Here is a 17,997-nt window from a genome sequence, read left to right as displayed (position 1 = left end):
GAGAACGCAATGAACCTGAAGAAAACCCTCGTGGCCCTGGCGGCCGCAGCGAGTTTCTCTTCCCTGGCGGCGGCCGAGGAGCTGTCGGTGGCGGCGACCCCGGTGCCGCACGCGGAGATTCTGGAGTTCGTCAAGCCGGCGCTGGCGGAACAGGGTGTGGAGCTGGACGTGAAGGTGTTCACGGACTACATCCAGCCCAACATCCAGGTGGCTCAGAAACGGATGGATGCCAACTTCTTCCAGCACCAGCCGTACCTGGATGAGTTCAACGCCGGCCGTGGTACCAACCTGGTGACCGTGACCGGTGTGCACGTGGAGCCGTTCGGTGCCTATTCCTCCCGCATTCAGTCTCTGGACGAGCTCAAGGACGGCGCGGTGGTGGCCATCCCCAACGACCCGACCAACGGCGGTCGCGCCCTGCTGTTGTTGCAGAAGGCCGGGCTGATCACCCTCAAGGACGCCAGCAAGATCACCGCGACGCCGCGGGATATCGCCGAGAATCCGAAACATCTGGACTTCAAGGAACTCGAGGCGGCGACTCTGCCGCGGGTCCTGGATCAGGTCGACCTGGCACTGATCAACACCAACTACGCGCTGGAGGCGGGCCTGAACCCTTCCGAGGACGCCCTGGTGATCGAAGGCTCCGAGTCGCCCTACGTCAACATCCTGGTGGCTCGCCCGGACAATAAGGACAGCGACGCCATGCAGAAACTGGCCAAGGCGCTGAACTCCGACGCGGTGCGCCAGTTCATTCTGGAGAAGTACGAGGGCGCGGTGGTGCCGGCATTCTGAGCCTGCGCGCGCGCACGGACATGAAAAAGCCGGACGGCCTTCACCGTCCGGCTTTTTTGTGGGCGGTCACGGCCCCCGGTTCAGTTGCCGCTCCAGTTAGCGGTGGGGTCCGGTGTCATCCGCAGATAGGATTTCACTTTCTTGTACCCCTTCGGGAAGCGCTGGCGAATCTCCTCCTCGTCCTGCAGCGACGGCACGATCACCACATCATCGCCCCGCTCCCAGTTGCCCGGGGTGGCGACCTTGTGCTCGTCCGTCATCTGCAGCGAGTCGATCACCCGCAGCACCTCGTTGAAGTTCCGGCCAGTGGACGCCGGGTAAGTGATGATCAGCCGGATCTTCTTGTTCGGGTCGATCACGAACAGGGAGCGGACCGTCAGGCTGCTGTCGGCGTTCGGGTGGATCATGTCGTACAGTTCGGACACCTTGCGGTCGGCGTCGGCAATGATCGGGAAGTTCACCGCGCAGCCCTGGGTCTCCTCGATGTCCTTGATCCACTCATGGTGCGAATCGACCGGATCCACGCTCAGGGCGATGGCCTTGACGTTGCGCTGGGCGAACGCCTCCTTGAGCTTGGCGGTCAGACCAAGCTCGGTGGTGCAGACCGGGGTGAAATCGGCCGGGTGCGAGAACAGCACGCCCCAGCTGTCCCCAAGCCACTCGTGAAAACGGATCCGACCCTCCGTGGACTCTTGTTCGAAATCCGGTGCGGTATCTCCAAGACGTAAACTCATGACGCTTCCTCCTTTGCCTATGCGTTCCGGGTCTTCTCTTTATCAAAATGGTCCCGGGTCAGCCGGAATACAACCGGGCTGAGCAGCAACAGGGCCACCAGGTTGGGCAACGCCATCATGGCATTGAGGGTGTCCGCCACCAGCCAGACGAAGCCCAGGTTCAGCGTGGCGCCGACCGGCACGGCGAGGATCCAGGCGATTCGGTAAGGCACGATGGCCTTGACCCCGAACAGGAACTCGATGCACCGCTCGCCGTAGAAAGACCAGCCCAGAATGGTGGTGAAGGCGAAGATCGCCAGGGCGATTGCCACCACATAGTTGCCGACGCCGGGCAGGGCCGCCTGGAACGCCATCGAGGTGAGGGCGGCGCCGGATTCGCCGCTGGTCCAGGTGCCGGACGTGATGATCACCAGCCCGGTGATGGTGCAGATGATGATGGTGTCGATGAAGGTGCCCAGCATGGCCACCATGCCCTGGTTGATCGGGTTGCGGGTCTGGGCGGCGGCATGGGCGATGGGCGCGGAGCCCAGACCGGCCTCGTTGGAGAAGATGCCCCGGGCGACGCCGAAGCGAATGGCGGCCCAGACCGCCGCGCCCGCGAAACCGCCTTCGGCGGCGGCGGAGCTGAAGGCGTGCTTGAACACCAAGGCCAGGGCGGTGGGAATATCCGCGGCGTTGATGGCCAGCACCACCAGCCCGGCGCCGACGTAGGAGATGGCCATCAGCGGTACCAGGGCGCTGGCGACATGGCCGATACGGCGGATGCCGCCAATCAGTACCAGACCCACCAGCACCATGAGGATCAGGCCGGTGATCCAGTGCGGCAGGCCGAAGTTGGCCTCCAGCACATCGGCCACCGAGTTGGCCTGCACCGTGTTGCCGATGCCGAAACCGGCGATGGCGGCGAACACGGCGAACAGAACCCCCAGCCAAGCCCACTTGCGGCCCAGGCCGTTGCGAATGTAGTACATGGGACCACCGACGTGGGCGCCACGTTCATCCACTTCCCGGAAACGGACCGCCAGGACCGCCTCGGAATACTTGGTCGCCATGCCGACCAGGGCGGTGAGCCACATCCAGAACAGGGCGCCCGGTCCGCCCAGGAAAACCGCCGTGGCCACGCCGGCGATGTTGCCGGTGCCGACCGTTGCCGACAGGGCCGTCATCAGCGCCTGGAACGGTGGGATTTCGCCCTCGGATTCCGAACCGGGTGCGCTTCGGCCCTGCCATAACAGGCGGAATCCGGCGCCCAGCTTGAGGATGGGCATCAGTTTCAGGCCGAGGCTCAGGAACAGGCCGACGCCCAGAATCAGGACCAGCATGGGCGGTCCCCACACCAAGCTGTTCAGCTGGCTGAAGAGATTTTCGATGGCTTCCATGGGTTTCTCCGTATCTGTGCCATGGATGAAAAGACAGGATGGTTTGACCCGCTATGGGGATAACTCATTGAGTTTAGTCGCCTAAAGCGTTCTGTAAACCGTTTTCCCGGAAACGGATTTCCTTTTGTCCCGCCTTTGCCTATGGTTACAAGTAGGAGAAGGCCCGGGCGAGGTTGCCCGGGCCGTGGTCTGGAACTGAGGGGTTGGCCATGCATTCGCCGAGAGTATCCGATGTGATGTGGAACCACATCGAGCCCATTCGCTGCGGCACCGCGCTGACGGATGTGGTTCGGGCCCTGCTCGACAACCACGTGACCGGCCTGCCGGTGGTGGACGGGCAGCGGCGGGTGCTTGGCTTCGTGTCCGAGCAGGACTGCATCCACACGCTGCTGGTCAGCAACTACCACTGCGAGGGCGAGCCGGTGGTGGACGACGTGATGTTTCGCCAGCCGATCACCGTCGCGCCGGACCTCTCGGTGGTGGATCTGGCCCAGAACTTGGGGGCGGGCAAGCCGAAAGTCTATCCGGTGGTTGACCACGGCCGGCTGGTGGGTATCGTGACCCGGACCGCGATTCTCGCCGAGCTGGCGCGGATGGGGTGTGGCGACAGCCAGCCCCGCTACGCCAGCGCCGACGAGGACTGATAGCCACCCGATGACATTTAAGGGACCCCTGATGGAGCTGTTATCCACCAACCTGTGCTTCGGCGGCGAACACCGCCGCTATCGCCATGCCTCCCACGCGCTGGCCTGCGACATGGAGTTCGCCGTGTTCCTGCCGCCGGCCGCCCTGGGGCCGGAGCCGGCACCGGTGCCGGTGCTGTACTGGCTGTCCGGCCTGACCTGTACCGACCAGAATTTCATGCAGAAGGCCGGGGCCCAGCGTCTGGCAGCGCAGCTGGGTCTGGCCATTGTCTGCCCGGACACCAGCCCCCGGGGCGTCAACCTGCCGGGCGAGGACGACAGCTACGATTTCGGCTCCGGTGCCGGCTTCTATCTCAACGCCACCCGGCAACCCTGGGCCCGGCACTACCGGATGTACGACTATGTGGTGACGGAACTGCCGGCGCTGGTGGAGGCCCGGCTGCCGGTCACCGACCAGCGCGCGATCAGCGGCCACTCCATGGGGGGGCACGGCGCGCTGGTCTGCGCGCTCAGGAACCCGGGCCGATACCGTTCCGTGTCGGCGTTCGCCCCCATCGCCCACCCGTCTCAGTGCCCCTGGGGCGAAAAGGCGTTTTCCGGCTACCTGGGGGACGACCGCGAGCGCTGGGCGGCGTGGGACGCCACCTTGCTGATTCCCCAGGCCAGGGAACGGCTGCCGCTGCTGGTGGACCAGGGCACCGCCGATGAATTTCTGGACACCCAGCTGAACCCCGAGGCACTGGTGGACGCCTGCGAACGGCACCACCACCCCATCCAGTTGCGGATGCATCGTGGCTACGACCACAGCTACTTCTTCATTGCGTCTTTCATCGACGACCACCTGCTCCACCACGCCCAGGCGCTGGGCTTGCGCTGACTCCGCGCGGCCTCCAGGCAATCAGGTCCGGAGGCCCCACAGGCGACTGAAATCCATCGACGGCAGCTGTTCCGGCTCTTCCTGACCAAGGATGCGGAATTCCGGCTGGCGGGTGTCCCGTTCAAAGCAGCCGCCGTAGCGCTGCCCCTCGGCGTTGACAATGGCCATCACCACTGGGCTCCGGGGCTGCCCCTGTTGGCGGGTCACCACCCCGATCTCGCGACTGGCCAGCCGGACCAGGACGCCGGGCGGATACTCCCCCAGTACATCAAGCAGGGCCCGGGCCACCGCCGGCCGGCTGGCACGACCGGCCAGGCCGGTGATGGCCTGGCGGGCGGCGTGGATGGACAGGCGCTCGCGATAGGCGCGCCGGGTGACCATCGCGACATAGCGTTCCGCCAGGGCCAGCGTTTCCGCTTCCGGCAGCAGCTCGTGTCCGGTCAGCCCCAGGGGGTAGCCGTCGCCGTCGAACCGTTCGTGGTGTTGGGCGATGATCCGCGTCAGCGTCGGTCGGTCGAGGCCCGCTGCCTGCAATGCCTGTACCGCCCGTTCGGGGTGCTTGCGGATGACCTGGCGCTGCGGTTCGCTGAGAACCCGGCTGGATGCGTTCAGCTGGTCCGCCACCGGCACCAGGGCCAGGTTGGCGGCCAGGGCGGCGGCGACCAGCTCCAGCCGGCGGGCCGGCGCCAGTGCCAGGGTCTGGCCAACCCGCTGACACAGGATGGCGTGGAACAGGATCTGCTCCTGGATGGTGGGGGCCACGGCGTAGAGGTGCACCAGGGCGAGGCTGGCGTCGGGCGACTGTTGGCAGACCTGTTCCAGCCGGCGGGCCAGGCCCAGCAGGCGCGGCTCGGCGGAGGCCTGGCGTTCGGTGAGGGCCGTCAGTACCCCCTCCAGGCTGTGCAGGAAGCCGGCGTATTCGGCGAAGGGGTTGCAGTCGCGAGTGTCGTCGGCGCGGGCGTCCTGGGACCGGGGAATCCGTCGCGGCCGGAACCGGCCCCGTTGGAACAGTTGCTCCAGCTGGGATTCGCTGTGAATGACGTAACCCTGGCGCAGCAGCACCTTGCCGTCGGCATCGTAGACGGTCCAGGGCAGGGGGCGGCCGACCACCAGGGCGCCCGGGGCGATGCGAACGAGACTTTCCGGTTCCACGTGTGTCCCTTTCGGATACAGTTCGCTGCCAGTGTACCCGTTTCCCAGCGTCACTGAACGTGCGGCTATCCACACAAATTGTTAAGAATCGTAGCTTCAAGGCGCCAGCCGCACCGGCGTAAGCTATTCTCAAATCGCTGAATTACACCATTCTGGATATATCTTTGATGCTCCACCGACTCAGGAATGATTTCCGCCTGTCCATCATTACCCTGCTGGGCGCCAGCGCCATTCTCGGGATCACCCCGTTCGCGGTGCTGCGGTTTCTGCAGGGTAACCCCTTTGCCGCTGCCATCGATCTGACCATCCTGACGGGCATCAGCGCCGGCGTGGTCTACGCCTGGCGTACCGGGGATACCCGCCGGAGCGGGCTGTTTCTGGCTCTGGTGGCCTGCTCCGGCGCGGTATTGGTGGGCTTCGTGGTCGGGGAGCCGGGTCTGTTCTGGCTGTACCCCTGCCTGGTCACCACCTTTTTCCTGACCTCACCCCGGATCGCGGTGACCCTGAATGTGTTGTCCATCCTGGCCCTGATGGTGCACGGCGGGGCGTTCCGGTCACCGGTCCAGATGTGGTCCTTTGCGGCCACGGCGGCGGTGGTCAGTGCCTGTGCCTACGTCTTCGCCCGGCGCAACCAGAACCAGCGCCGGCGGCTGGAGCACCTGGCGACGGTGGACCCGCTGACCGGCGTGAAGAACCGCCGCTCCATGGACGAGGAGCTGCAGATGGCGGCGGCGAACGCCGAGCGGACCGGCCTGTCCTATGCGCTGGCGCTGCTGGACATCGACCACTTCAAGAAAATCAACGACGAGTATGGTCACAGCGTTGGCGACCAGGTGCTGACCGACTTGGTGACGCTGATCGACCAGAACACCCGCAAGTCCGACCAGCTGTTCCGTTACGGTGGCGAGGAGTTCGTGCTGCTGTTGCCGGGTGTGGATGGCGCCGATCTGGAGGCGGTGATGGGCCACCTGCAACAGGTGCTGCGCCGGCATATGAAGCACCCGGGCGGACCGGTGACCGCGTCGTTCGGGGTGGCGCTGCTGCGCCACGGCGAAACGGTGGAAAGCTGGATCGCCCGGGCCGACGATGCGCTGTACCAGGCCAAGGCCGGCGGTCGCGACCGAATTGTCTTTGCCGATGTTCTGATGGCCGTGGCGTCTCAGTCGGCCTGAGTGGGCAGCGCCGGATAGCGCACCAGCCGCCAGCCCAGCAGCAGGCCGGCGGTGGCCAGCCCCACCGTCAGCCCGAGCCAGAAGCCCGCCGCCCCCATGGCTGGCCAGAGCTGATCGGTGAAGGTCAGCAGGTAACCCACGGGCAGGCCGATACCCCAGAACGACAGCAGCATGATGAACATGGGAACGCGGGTGTCCTTATAGCCTCGCAGGGCGCTGATGCAGGTAACCTGAACCACGTCCGCCACCTGGAACAGCGCGGCGAAGCCGAGCAGGGTCACGGTGACCGCGCGCACATCCGCCTCGTCGGAATACAGGGCGGCGATGGCCGGAGCGAAGGCGTGCAGAGCGCTGGCGAACGCCAGGGCGATGACGCCGGCCAGTCCAAGGGCGCTCAGGGACAGTCGCCGGGCGGTGGTCGGTGCGCCGGCACCGATCAGGAAACTGACCCGCAGGGTCAGCGCCATGCCCAGGCTCAGGGGCAGCATGAACAGCAGCGACACCACGTTCAGGGCAATCTGGTGCCCCGCCACCACCACCGGACCCAGCGGCGCCAGAAACAGCGCAATCACGGAAAACATGCTGGCTTCCACAAAAATGGTGAAGCCGATTGGAATGCCGATGCGCAGAATCTCCCCCAGACGCTCCCGGTCCGGGGCGGTCCAGCCGGTCAGCAGGTGAAAGCGGCGGTACGCCCGGCTACGGTTCAGGTACACCAGCAGCGCCACCGCCGCCAGGCTGTTGGCGATGGCGGTGGCCCAGCCGCAGCCCACGCCGCCCATGGCCGGGAGCCCCAGACGACCGTAGATGAAGATGTAATTCAGAGGCAGGTTGACCAGGGTCGAGAGCACCGAGAAGGCCATGATCACCCGGGTATGGCCCAGGCCGTCGGTCAGCCCCCGCAGCGCCACCATCAGCAGCATCGCCGGCACGCCCCAGGCGAAGGCATCCAGGTAGCCCTGGGTGACCCGGGCGGTCTGCGGTTCCAGGGACAACAGGTCCAGTACCGGCTGGACATTGATCAGCGCCAGGATCATCAGGACCGTGCTGACCACGGCCAGGTACAGGCCCTGCCAGGTCACCGGCAGGACCCGAGGCCACTGGCCCGCGCCATGGTAGCCGGAAATGATCGGCTGCAGGGCGCTCAGGGTCCCCATGAAGAACAGGAACAGGGGCATCCACAGGCTGCTGCCGATGCCCACTGCGGCCAGGTCCTCGGCGCTGGCATGGCCGGCCATCACGGTGTCGATAACGCCGTTGGCCATCTGTGCCACCTGGGCGATCAGGATCGGGCCGCCCAGGCGGGCCAGGGTGCGCCATTCCGAAACGATGCCTGGCAGCAGGGGGCGCCGGGTCTCGGGCATGGGTTGGTGGGTTGGGTCCATGGGCCGGATCTGTTCCTGGGTTGACGGAAAAAACAGGCCTGCATCCTAACCGAAAAGCGGGTACATTACGCCCCTCGAATGACAGGAGGTGAGTGGCCATGGCATTGCTGGTTTTCGTAACGATTCTCTGGGCCTTTTCCTTCAGCCTGATCGGCGAATTCCTGGCCGGTCGGGTCGACAGTGACTTCGCGGTGCTGACCCGGGTGCTGATCGCGGCGTTGGTGTTTCTGCCGTTCCTGCGCTGGCGAGGGGTGCCGGCGGCGCTCAGGCTCGGCATCCTCGGCACCGGCATGTTGCAGTTCGGCATCACCTACCTGTGCCTGTACCGTTCCTTCGGTTACCTGACGGTACCGGAGGTGCTGTTGTTCACCATTTTCACACCGCTGTATGTCACTCTGGTCGACGATGCCCTGGCCCGTCGTTTCTCGCCGGTGGCCCTGCTGGCCGCCGCCATCGCTACCGTCGGGGCCGGCATTATCCGCTACGACGGCCTGAGTCAGGATTTCATCACCGGCTTCCTGTTGTTGCAGGTCGCCAACTTCACCTTCGCCGCTGGCCAGGTGGGCTACAAGCACCTGATGCAGCGTTACCCGCTGGAGATACCGCCCTTTCGCACCTTTGGCTACTTCTTCCTGGGTGCGCTGCTGGTGGCCCTGCCGTCGTTCCTGGTCTTCGGTAACATGGACCGGCTGCCCAGTACCGGCCTGCAGTGGGGCATTCTCGCCTGGCTCGGGTTCGCCGCCTCGGGCCTGGGGCTGTTCCTGTGGAACCGGGGCGCGTGCCGGGTCGACGCCGGCACCCTGGCGGTGATGAACAATGCCCTGGTTCCCGCCGGACTGCTGGTCAACCTGCTGATCTGGAACCGGGACGCGGACCTTCTGCGTCTGGCGATCGGCGGCGCGGTCATTGCTTTCTCGCTGTGGGTGAATGCCCGCTTTCATCCCCGGGCCCGGCTGGCGGCCGCGTCGTAGCCGCGCCCACGGGCGGTCCATCTGTCCGCCGTTACAAATTGCTACGGAAACTGACGGTTTGCCGGTTTTCCGGCGGCGGGTCTATCGTTAACGTGTGGCGTCTCTCGCGGATGTCATTCCTTTATTAATTAACCGAACCGACGTCCCAAGCTGGAGGATTGTCCATGGCTATACGGAAGCTACTGATCGCCAATCGCGGTGAGATAGCGGTCAGGATTGCCCGGGCCTGTAGTGAGCTGGGTATCCGCTCAGTGGCCATCTACTCTGAAGCGGATCAGTATTCGCTGCATGTCAAAAAGGCCGACGAGGCCTATCAGATCAGCAAGGACCCGCTGTCCGGGTACCTCAACCCCCATCACATCGTCAACCTGGCGGTGGAGACCGGCTGCGATGCCCTGCATCCCGGTTACGGCTTCCTGTCCGAGAACGCGGAGTTGGCGGCCATCTGCGAGCAACGGGGCATCCGTTTCGTCGGGCCGTCCGCGGAGGCCATTGCCGCCATGGGTGACAAGACCCAGGCCCGGCAGACCGCCATCGCCGCCGGGGTGCCGGTGACGCCCGGTTCCGATGGCAACCTGAAGGACGTGGAGGACGCCGTCGTCCAGGCGGCCGAGATCGGCTATCCGGTGATGCTCAAGGCCACCTCCGGCGGCGGTGGCCGAGGTATCCGTCGGTGTGACAACGAGAAGGAACTGCGCCAGAACTACGAGCGGGTCATCTCCGAGGCCACCAAGGCCTTCGGCAGCGCCGAGGTGTATCTGGAAAAGTGCATCATCGAGCCGCGTCACATCGAGGTGCAGATTCTCGCGGACGGGCACGGCAACGTGGTGCATCTGTACGAGCGCGACTGTTCGATCCAGCGCCGCAATCAGAAGCTGATCGAGCTGGCGCCCTCGCCCCAGCTGTCGGAGAGCCAGCGGGAGCACATCGGCGAGCTGGCCAAGCGCGTGGCCCGGCAGTGCGGTTACGTCAACGCCGGCACCGTGGAGTTCCTGCTCGACCACGACGGCAGCTTCTACTTCATGGAAATGAACACCCGGGTACAGGTGGAGCACACCATCACCGAGGAAATCACCGGTGTCGACATCATCAAGGCGCAGATCCGCATCGCCGCCGGCGAGCCCCTGGGGCTGACTCAGGACGACATCCACTACCGTGGGTTCGCGGCTCAGTTCCGGATCAACGCCGAGGACCCCAAGAACGGCTTCCTGCCCAGCTTCGGCCGGATCAGCCGCTACTACTCGGCCGGTGGCCCGGGTGTGCGTACCGATGCCAACATGTACACCGGTTATGAAATTCCGCCCTACTACGACTCCATGTGCGCCAAGCTGATCGTCTGGGCCATGGACTGGCCGGAGCTGATCGACCGTTCCCGCCGGGCGCTGGGGGACATGGGCATCTACGGTGTCCAGACCACCATCCCCTATTACCGGCAGATCCTGGAGCACCCGGACTTCCAGGCCGCCAACTTCAACACCGGCTTCGTGGAACGCAACCCGCAACTGCTGGAATACAGCACCAAGACCCGCCCCGAATCCATTGCCACGGCCATTGCCGCCGCCATCGCGGCCCAGGCGGGCCTGTAACAAGAATACCGGAGAGATCCCATGAGCAAGCGTAAGATTCACATCACTGACGTTATCCTGCGGGACGCCCACCAGTCCCTGATTGCCACGCGGCTGCGTACCGAAGACATGCTGCCGGCCTGCGAGTGGCTGGACCAGGCCGGATACTGGTCGCTGGAATGCTGGGGCGGCGCCACCTTCGACGCCTGCGTCCGCTTTCTGAAGGAAGACCCCTGGGAACGCCTGCGCACCCTGCGTAAGGCCCTGCCCAACACCCGTCTGCAGATGCTGCTGCGGGGCCAGAACCTGCTGGGCTACCGCCATTACGGCGACGACGTGGTGGAAGCCTTCGTCGCCAAAGCGGCCGAGAACGGCATGGACGTGTTCCGCATCTTTGACGCCCTGAACGACGTGCGCAACCTGGAAACCAGCATCCGGGCTGTGAAGAAGGCCGGCAAGCATGCCCAGGGCACGATCTGCTACACCGTCAGCCCGGTGCACACCATCGACGCCTACCTGGAGCAGGCCAAGGCGATGGCCGACATGGGCGCCGACAGCATCGCCATCAAGGACATGGCCGGCCTGCTCACGCCGGCGGTCACCGCTGAGCTGGTGGGCAAACTGAAACAGACACTGAACCTGCCGGTGTTCCTGCATTCCCATGCCACCTCCGGCATGGCCCCCATGTGCCAGTGGGCGGCGATGGAAGCCGGGGTGGATCACATCGACACCGCCCTGTCCGCCTTCGCCGGCGGCACCAGCCATCCCCCCACCGAATCCCTGGTGGCGGCTCTGCACGACGCCGGCTACGACACGGGCCTGGACCTGGCGCTGCTGGACAAGGCCACCCGCCACTTCCGGGAAGTGCGCAAGAAATACCACCAGTTTGAGAGCGAGTACAACGGCGTGGACACCTCGGTGCTGCTGTCCCAGGTGCCGGGCGGTATGATGTCGAACCTCGCCAACCAGCTGCGGGAGCAGGGCGCGCTGGAGCGCATTCAGGACGTGTTCGAGGAAATCCCCCGGGTGCGCAAGGACCTGGGCTATCCGCCTCTGGTGACCCCGACCTCCCAGATCGTCGGTACCCAGGCGGTGATCAACGTGCTGTCCGGCAAGCGTTACGAGTCCATCACCAACGAGGTCAAGAAGTACCTGCAGGGCTGGTACGGCAAGGCTCCGGCCCCGGTGGATCCGGAGCTGCAGCGGCGGGCCGTGGGTAAGGAGGAGCTGATCGAGGAGCGGCCCGCCAACCTGATTCCGAGGGAGCTGGCCGAGCTGCGGACGCAGGTGGGCGACCTGGCGACCTGTGAGGAGGACGTGCTCACCTACGCCATGTTCCCGGATCAGGCCCGCACCTATCTGGAGCAGCGCCGTGACGGCACTCTGCAGCCGGAGCCGCTGGAGCCGGAGCCCACCCCGGGAGGCGGTGGCCCCGTGGCGACCCGGTTCAAGATCACCGTGCACGGCGAGTCCTACGACATCCACGTGACCGGCGCCAACCCGGTCAGCGAGCGCGAACGCCGCTTTTACATGACGGTGGACGGGGTGCCGGAGGAAGTGCATCTGGAATCCGAGGCGGACGCCGCCGAGCGTGGCGCCAAATCCGGCGGCCGTGCCAGTGCCACCAAGGAAGGGCATGTCACCACCAGCATGCCGGGCAACATCGTCGATGTCCTGGTGAAGGAAGGGGACACGGTGACGGCCGGCGACCCGGTGTTGATCGTCGAGGCCATGAAAATGGAAACCGAGGTCAAGGCCACGGTGTCCGGCACGGTGCAGGGCGTGTTCGTGACCAAGGGCGACCGGGTGGTGCCCGGCGAAGTCCTGGTGGATATCGGATGAGCGTCGGGACGGCCGCCATCCGGCGGCCGTCCACGCCGGCTCAGCTGAACGCCTGAATGCCGGTTTGGCCCCGCCCCAGGATCAGGGCATGGATGTCGTGGGTGCCTTCGTAGGTGTTCACGGCTTCCAGATTCATCACGTGGCGGATGACGTGGTACTCGTCGCAGATCCCGTTGCCGCCGTGCAGGTCACGGGCGACCCGGGCGATGTCCAGGGCTTTGCCGCAGTTGTTGCGTTTGAGCAGGGACACCGCATCCGGTGTCGCGGTGCCCTCATCCATCATCCGTCCGAGCCGCAGCACCGCCTGCAGTCCCAGGGTGATTTCAGTCTGCATGTCCACCAGTTTCTTCTGCACCAGCTGGTTGGCCGCCAGTGGCCGGCCGAACTGCGTGCGTTCCAGGGTGTAGCGGCGGGCCGCGTGCCAGCAGAACTCGGCAGCGCCCAGGGCGCCCCAGCTGATGCCGTAGCGGGCCTTGGTCAGGCAGCTCAGGGGGCCCTTCAGGCCCTCCACCCCCAGCCGGTTTTCCTCCGGCACGAACACCTCATCCATGAAAATGGAACCCGTCTCCGAGGCTCGCAGGGAGAACTTGCCCGGGATCTTCGGGGTGTCCAGCCCGGTGGCGCCCGCCCGTTCGATGACAAACCCCGTCACCTGTCCCTCCAGCTTGGCCCAGACCACACAGACATCGGCGATCGGAGCGTTGGTGATCCAGGTCTTGGCGCCGCTCAGCCGGTAACCGCCGTCGACCTTTTGGGCGCGGGTTTCCATGCCGCCGGGATCGGAGCCGTGGTTCGGCTCGGTCAGGCCGAAGCAGCCCACCCACTCGCCGGATGCGAGCTTCGGCAGGATGCGCTTTTTCAGCGCCTCCTGGCCGTAGCGGAAGATCGGGTACATGACCAGCGAGGACTGAACGCTGAGCGCCGACCGGTAGGCCGAGTCCACCCGCTCGACCTCCCGGGCGATCAGGCCGTAGCAGACATGGTTGAGGCCCGGACCGCCGTATTCTTCCGGCAGGGTCGCGCCGAGCATGCCCAGCTCGCCCATTTCGTTGAAGAGGGTGCGGTCGAAGGTTTCGTGGCGGTTGGCCTCGAGGATGCCGGGCATCAGGCGCTGGTTGCAGAAGCTGCGGATGCTGTCCCGGACCTGGCGTTCGGTTTCGTCCAGCTGCTGATCCAGATGGAGCAGGTCGTCCCAGGGGGCGGAAGCCATGGTGAGTCTCCTGTTGATGGCGTGATTTGCGGTTCTGTTTCGTTGTGCGAAACAGAGTTTTGTATTTGTGGTTTTCAGAGCGTAGTTTGACCGAATAGGGAATGCAAGCCTGGCGCAGGCCTCGGCGGGGCACGACATTCACGGGCAGATTGAAAAGCCGGGTCGAAATGGGTGGGGGTTGGTGCGGATTTTGAGCCGTGTTTCTGGTGCTGGCGGCGGTTAACCGCTTAAAATGGCGCCTTCTTGGTGACCGACGACATGCGAGCAGATCCCGGAACCGGCACTGGCGAATCAGCAGGAGGACGCCCCACGATGGCACGGACAAAAAACAACGCACCGGAACTGATGGTGGCCTTCGACGCGGGCGAGCCGGTGAAACCGGAAAAAGACCGCAAGTTCGTGGAGTCCCTGTCCCGGGGCCTGGATGTGTTGCGCGCCTTCACCCAGGGGTCGGTGATCCTCGGCAACCAGGACATCGCCCGCATCACCGGCCTGCCCAAGCCCACGGTGTCCCGGATGACGTACACCCTGACCAAACTGGGCTACCTCAGCTACAACACCCAGCTGGAAAAGTACCAGCTCAGCTCCGGCGTGCTTGCCCTGGGCTACGCCTACGTCTCCAACCTCAAGGTGCGCCAGCTGGCCAAGCCCTACATGGACGAGTTTGCCCGCCAAACCAACATGTCGGTCGGGCTGACCTGCCGGGACCGCCTGCACATGATCTACGTGGAGAACCGGCTGCCGCCGGAAGCCTCGCTGCTGCGTATGGAGATTGGCTTGAAGCTGCCCCTGGCCACCACGGCCGCCGGTCGGGCTTATTACTGTGCCATCGGCGATCAGGACCGCGCGCTGCTGGATGACGCCCTGGCGCTCAAGTATGGCGAGGACTGGCCGGAGAAACGGCAGGGCCTGACGCAGGCCATGGAGGACTACAGGGCCCATGGCTTCTGTCTATCCCTGGGGGAATGGGACCGCAACATCAACTCCGCCGGCGTGCCCATTCACCTGCAGGACGGCACCATCATGGCGCTGACCTGCTCCGCACCCTCCTACCTGGTACCCGCCGACCGGCTGCGGGACACCATCGCCCACCAGCTGGCCATGCTGGCGGGCGATATCGAGTCGCTGGGGGTCTGAGCCGGCGCGACACTGGGGTCAACCCGGGCCCATCAGCCGGTCGGGCAGCCACAGCACCAGCTCGGGGAACACGATGCAGAGCATCAGGACCGCCAGCTTGATCAGCACGAAGGGTGTGATCGAGCGGTAGATGTCCAGCATCGTGACGCCCGGTGGCGCGATGCCCTTGAGATAGAACAGGGCGAAGCCATAGGGGGGGGTCTGGATGGCAATTTCGATGTTGAGAATCATCAGGATGCCGAACCAGACCGGATCATAGCCCAGGCTGACGGCGATGGGCGTGAAGATCGGGGCGCACATGAGCACGATGATGAACTCGTCGATGATGAAGCCCAGCAGCAGCATGATCCCCTGCATGAGCAGAATCACCCCCCAGGGCGGCAGCCCCAGATCGGCGGTAAACCGGGCCACCAGGCCCTGGATGCCCATCAACAGATGAAAGTTGCTGAACACCGACGCGCCGATGATGATCCACATGGCCACCGCCACCAGCAGTGTCGTCTCCACCCCGGCCACGCGCAGGAGGCTGGGTTTGAAGCGCCGGTAGATCACCGCGAGCAGCACCGCGCCGATGACGCCGATGACGCCGATGGCGCCGGATTCGGTCGGGGTGGCGATGCCGGCCATGATCGAGCCCAGCACCGCGACGATCAGGAGCAGGCCCAGTCCCCCGTCCCGCAGTCGCTTGAGGCGCTGCCGGCCGGTCATGTTCTGCTCTTCCTCGGTCATCAGCGGGGCCCGCTCCGGGTTGAGCCGGCAGGAGATGACGATGTAGGCGATGAACATCAACACGGCCAGCAACGCCGGTACGATGGCCGCGACAAAGAGACGGCCCACGGAATTTTGCGTGACTGCGCTGTACATGATCATGGGCACGCTGGGCGGGATCAGGATGCCGAGGCCGCCGCCGGCCATGATCACCCCCAGCGCCAGACGCTTGTCATAGCCCCGCTCCAGCATGGGCTTCAGGGCGATGCTGCCCGAGGTCATGATCCCCGCCCCGATAATCCCCACCATGGCGCCGATCAGCGAGCAGACGATGATCACGCTGATGGCCAGTGACCCCCGGACCCGGCCAATGACGGCCTGACTGGCGCTGAACATGGCCTCGCCAACCCCCGAGCGGGTCAGCAGCTGGCCCATGTAGATGTACAGGGGAATGGACAGCAGGATGAAATTGAAGAAGTTGTCTTCCAGGGTGGTGGGGACCACGTTGAACACCGCGTCGCCCCAGGTGAAGTAGCCCACCAGCATGGCAATGCCACCCAGCGCCAGCCCCACCTGTACCCCGAGGGCAAAGGCGATCAGGATGCAGCCGAACAGAACGGCGGTCAGCAGCTCCACGCTGATCATGCGGAACCTCCCGTCTCCCTGTCATCGAGCAATGGCTGGCCGGTCATCAGCTGCCAGAGGTTCTGCAGGAAATCACTGCTCAGCTGCAGCAGAAACACCGCCGATGCCGCCACGATCATGACCCAGAAATGGATCATCGAGGGAGCCCATTCACTTTGCCGGCGGTAATCGAATTCGATGGCTTCTTCCATCTTGCCCCAGCCTAGGTGGCAGACAATGACCAGGAAAAAGCCCCCCAGCAGGTAGGACAGCAGGTTGAAAACGTGTTTCCAGCGAGGGGGAACACTCAGGTAGAGAATGTCCACATTGATGTGTGCCTTGCGCTGCTGCGCGAACGCGCCGCCAAGGGCGCCGACGTAGGCAAAGATGAAGAGGGACACATCGAACGCCCATACGGTGGGACGGTTCAGCAGGTAGCGGGAGACCACTTCAAACGCGACGACCAGGGCCAGCAGGGGCACGCCCCAGGCAACCAGGCGCCCGAGGCCGGTGACCAGGGCCTCCACCGCCTGGCACCAGCATCGAAGGATCGAATACAACATGACATCGAGGCTCCGTTGCCTAGTGGGCGGCGCCGGAGGCTTCCAGAATCTTCACCAGCTCGGCGCTGATCTTGTCGCCCTTGGCGTAGTCGTTCCAGACCTTCCTGGCCGCTGCCCGCCAGGCCTGGCGGTCTGCCTCGGACGGCTCGGGGCTCCACTGCAGTCCCTTGGCTTCCATGTCCGCCACCGCCTGGCTGACCCAGACCGTGGACTTGTCCAGCTGTTCCTGGGCATGCCGGGCGCCGGCGGTTTTCACGATCGCCTTGAGGTCCTCCGGCAGGCTGTCCCAGGCTTTCTTGTTGACGATGATCGGCATGGCCTGGGCACCGGCCACCGGCAGGGGGTACATGTATTTCGCCACTTCCACGTGGTTGCCGTCCCGGTGGTCGATCAGGTTGGAGCCGATGGAGCCGTCGATCACGCCGGTGGCCAGGGACGTATAGATTTCATTCCAGGCCAGGGAAACCGGGGAGGCACCCAGCTCGCGGAAGAATTTGCCATAGGCTCCGGGGGCGCGGATTTTCAGACCCTTGAAGTCATCGATGGAGCGGATGGGCTTGTTGGTGAGGACATAGACGGCGGGCTGAAAGTAGGTTTCGATCCACTCGACGCCCTGCTGGTTGTAGGCCTGTTCGAGGATGGGCTGCCAGCCCTGTTCGTGGAACAGCGCGCTCAGCTTGGTGGCGTCGTCCGTGGTTCCGGGCAAACCGATTTCCACCACGCCAAAGGGGATCTCACCGGAATGGGCGGGCTGAAAGATGGCGCCCATTTGCACCAGACCGGACTTGACCGCGCCCAGCACGCCGGTCTGGCCCACGCCCTCGCCAGCGTACAGCACCTGGATCCTGATGCGTCCGTTGGACATGGTTTCGATGTTTCTGGCGAAGTTTTCATAGACCTCCGCATAGGCGGTGCCGCGGGAATAGAGGTTGCTGAAGCGCCAGTTGAAGGTCTGTTCCGCCATGGCCTGCATGGATGTCACGCCGGCCACGAGGGCCAGAACGAATGCCGTGAGTGTTTTACGTGTGGTCTTCCAGAAAGCGTTCATTTTTCCGAGTCCCTTAGTTCTACTGCAAGGTTGCGCCACTTGGGCGGTAGCGTGTTGGCGGTAGGTTGTTGTTATGACTCGCACAGGGTTGAGCCAAGAGCCGTTTGCAAATGCAAACGCTTGGCATCCAACGGCTGGCAAGGGGCAGTCTGCATGAGGGGAATAGGGGGATAAATATCAAATAGTCGATGTTC

16 protein-coding genes are annotated in these 17,997 nt (G+C 64.7%); 8 read left to right on the top strand and 8 right to left on the bottom strand.

Annotated features, from left to right (window positions below; genetic code table 11):
• Window positions 1–9: 9 nt before the first annotated feature.
• Window positions 10–792: a MetQ/NlpA family ABC transporter substrate-binding protein gene (locus BTO32_RS04945; protein WP_076723353.1), complete on the top strand. Its 783-nt coding sequence runs from the start codon at window positions 10–12 to the stop codon at window positions 790–792.
• Window positions 793–872: 80 nt separating this feature from the next.
• On the opposite strand, the gene BTO32_RS04940 is transcribed toward BTO32_RS04945, so the two are convergent.
• Window positions 873–1,526: a peroxiredoxin gene (locus tag BTO32_RS04940; RefSeq protein ID WP_076723352.1), complete on the bottom strand. Its 654-nt coding sequence runs from the start codon at window positions 1,524–1,526 to the stop codon at window positions 873–875.
• A 17-nt stretch (window positions 1,527–1,543) separates the two neighbouring features.
• Window positions 1,544–2,905 carry an alanine/glycine:cation symporter family protein gene (locus BTO32_RS04935; protein ID WP_076723351.1) on the bottom strand — a complete coding sequence of 454 codons (1,362 nt, stop codon included), beginning with the start codon at window positions 2,903–2,905 and terminating at the stop codon, window positions 1,544–1,546.
• A gap of 209 nt (window positions 2,906–3,114) precedes the next feature.
• Here BTO32_RS04935 and BTO32_RS04930 point away from each other — a divergent pair, with 209 nt between their 5' ends.
• Window positions 3,115–3,549: a CBS domain-containing protein gene (locus BTO32_RS04930; protein ID WP_076723350.1), complete on the top strand. Its 435-nt coding sequence runs from the start codon at window positions 3,115–3,117 to the stop codon at window positions 3,547–3,549.
• Between the two features lie 31 nt (window positions 3,550–3,580).
• Entirely contained in the window at window positions 3,581–4,426 is an 846-nt protein-coding gene (gene fghA, locus BTO32_RS04925; protein ID WP_076723349.1) for an S-formylglutathione hydrolase, read from the top strand.
• A 21-nt stretch (window positions 4,427–4,447) separates the two neighbouring features.
• Here fghA and BTO32_RS04920 read toward each other — a convergent pair whose 3' ends face one another.
• A complete protein-coding gene (locus BTO32_RS04920; protein ID WP_076723348.1) occupies window positions 4,448–5,578 on the bottom strand; it encodes an HD-GYP domain-containing protein in 1,131 nt (376 codons plus the stop codon).
• Window positions 5,579–5,745: 167 nt separating this feature from the next.
• Here BTO32_RS04920 and BTO32_RS04915 point away from each other — a divergent pair, with 167 nt between their 5' ends.
• Window positions 5,746–6,750 (top strand): GGDEF domain-containing protein, encoded by a 1,005-nt coding sequence (locus BTO32_RS04915; protein WP_076723347.1) that lies wholly within the window; start codon window positions 5,746–5,748, stop codon window positions 6,748–6,750.
• On the opposite strand, the gene BTO32_RS04910 is transcribed toward BTO32_RS04915, so the two are convergent.
• Window positions 6,738–8,135, bottom strand: a complete 1,398-nt coding sequence (locus BTO32_RS04910) for an MATE family efflux transporter (RefSeq protein WP_076723346.1) — start codon at window positions 8,133–8,135, stop codon at window positions 6,738–6,740. The genes BTO32_RS04915 and BTO32_RS04910 overlap by 13 nt on opposite strands.
• Window positions 8,136–8,233: 98 nt before the next feature.
• Here BTO32_RS04910 and BTO32_RS04905 point away from each other — a divergent pair, with 98 nt between their 5' ends.
• The 3 genes from BTO32_RS04905 (at window position 8,234) to oadA (ending at window position 12,513) form a co-directional block, all read left to right on the top strand.
• Window positions 8,234–9,106 carry a carboxylate/amino acid/amine transporter gene (locus BTO32_RS04905; protein ID WP_076723345.1) on the top strand — a complete coding sequence of 291 codons (873 nt, stop codon included), beginning with the start codon at window positions 8,234–8,236 and terminating at the stop codon, window positions 9,104–9,106.
• A gap of 164 nt (window positions 9,107–9,270) precedes the next feature.
• Window positions 9,271–10,692: an acetyl-CoA carboxylase biotin carboxylase subunit gene (locus tag BTO32_RS04900; protein ID WP_076723344.1), complete on the top strand. Its 1,422-nt coding sequence runs from the start codon at window positions 9,271–9,273 to the stop codon at window positions 10,690–10,692.
• A 21-nt stretch (window positions 10,693–10,713) separates the two neighbouring features.
• The gene (oadA, locus tag BTO32_RS04895; RefSeq protein WP_076723343.1) at window positions 10,714–12,513 is read left to right on the top strand and encodes a sodium-extruding oxaloacetate decarboxylase subunit alpha; all 1,800 of its coding nucleotides are present in this window, start codon (window positions 10,714–10,716) and stop codon (window positions 12,511–12,513) included.
• A gap of 40 nt (window positions 12,514–12,553) precedes the next feature.
• Here oadA and BTO32_RS04890 read toward each other — a convergent pair whose 3' ends face one another.
• Window positions 12,554–13,723: an acyl-CoA dehydrogenase gene (locus tag BTO32_RS04890; RefSeq protein ID WP_076723342.1), complete on the bottom strand. Its 1,170-nt coding sequence runs from the start codon at window positions 13,721–13,723 to the stop codon at window positions 12,554–12,556.
• Between the two features lie 312 nt (window positions 13,724–14,035).
• Here BTO32_RS04890 and BTO32_RS04885 point away from each other — a divergent pair, with 312 nt between their 5' ends.
• Window positions 14,036–14,860: an IclR family transcriptional regulator gene (locus tag BTO32_RS04885; RefSeq protein ID WP_076723341.1), complete on the top strand. Its 825-nt coding sequence runs from the start codon at window positions 14,036–14,038 to the stop codon at window positions 14,858–14,860.
• A gap of 18 nt (window positions 14,861–14,878) precedes the next feature.
• Here BTO32_RS04885 and BTO32_RS04880 read toward each other — a convergent pair whose 3' ends face one another.
• The 3 genes from BTO32_RS04880 to BTO32_RS04870 are packed head-to-tail and all read right to left on the bottom strand — an operon-like array spanning window position 14,879 to window position 17,803.
• The gene (locus BTO32_RS04880; RefSeq protein ID WP_245820274.1) at window positions 14,879–16,213 is read right to left on the bottom strand and encodes a TRAP transporter large permease; all 1,335 of its coding nucleotides are present in this window, start codon (window positions 16,211–16,213) and stop codon (window positions 14,879–14,881) included.
• Window positions 16,210–16,755 carry a TRAP transporter small permease subunit gene (locus BTO32_RS04875; protein WP_076723340.1) on the bottom strand — a complete coding sequence of 182 codons (546 nt, stop codon included), beginning with the start codon at window positions 16,753–16,755 and terminating at the stop codon, window positions 16,210–16,212. The genes BTO32_RS04880 and BTO32_RS04875 overlap by 4 nt, the downstream gene beginning before the upstream one ends.
• A 19-nt stretch (window positions 16,756–16,774) precedes the next feature.
• Window positions 16,775–17,803: a TRAP transporter substrate-binding protein gene (locus BTO32_RS04870; protein ID WP_076723339.1), complete on the bottom strand. Its 1,029-nt coding sequence runs from the start codon at window positions 17,801–17,803 to the stop codon at window positions 16,775–16,777.
• Between the last annotated feature and the right edge of the window lie 194 nt (window positions 17,804–17,997).

It is taken from the genome of Marinobacter lutaoensis (assembly GCF_001981305.1).
In the GTDB taxonomy this organism is placed as follows: Bacteria; Pseudomonadota; Gammaproteobacteria; order Pseudomonadales; family Oleiphilaceae; genus Marinobacter; species Marinobacter lutaoensis.
Note: the sequence above shows the minus strand (reverse complement) of the source record. Positions and strands in the feature narration are given on the sequence as shown.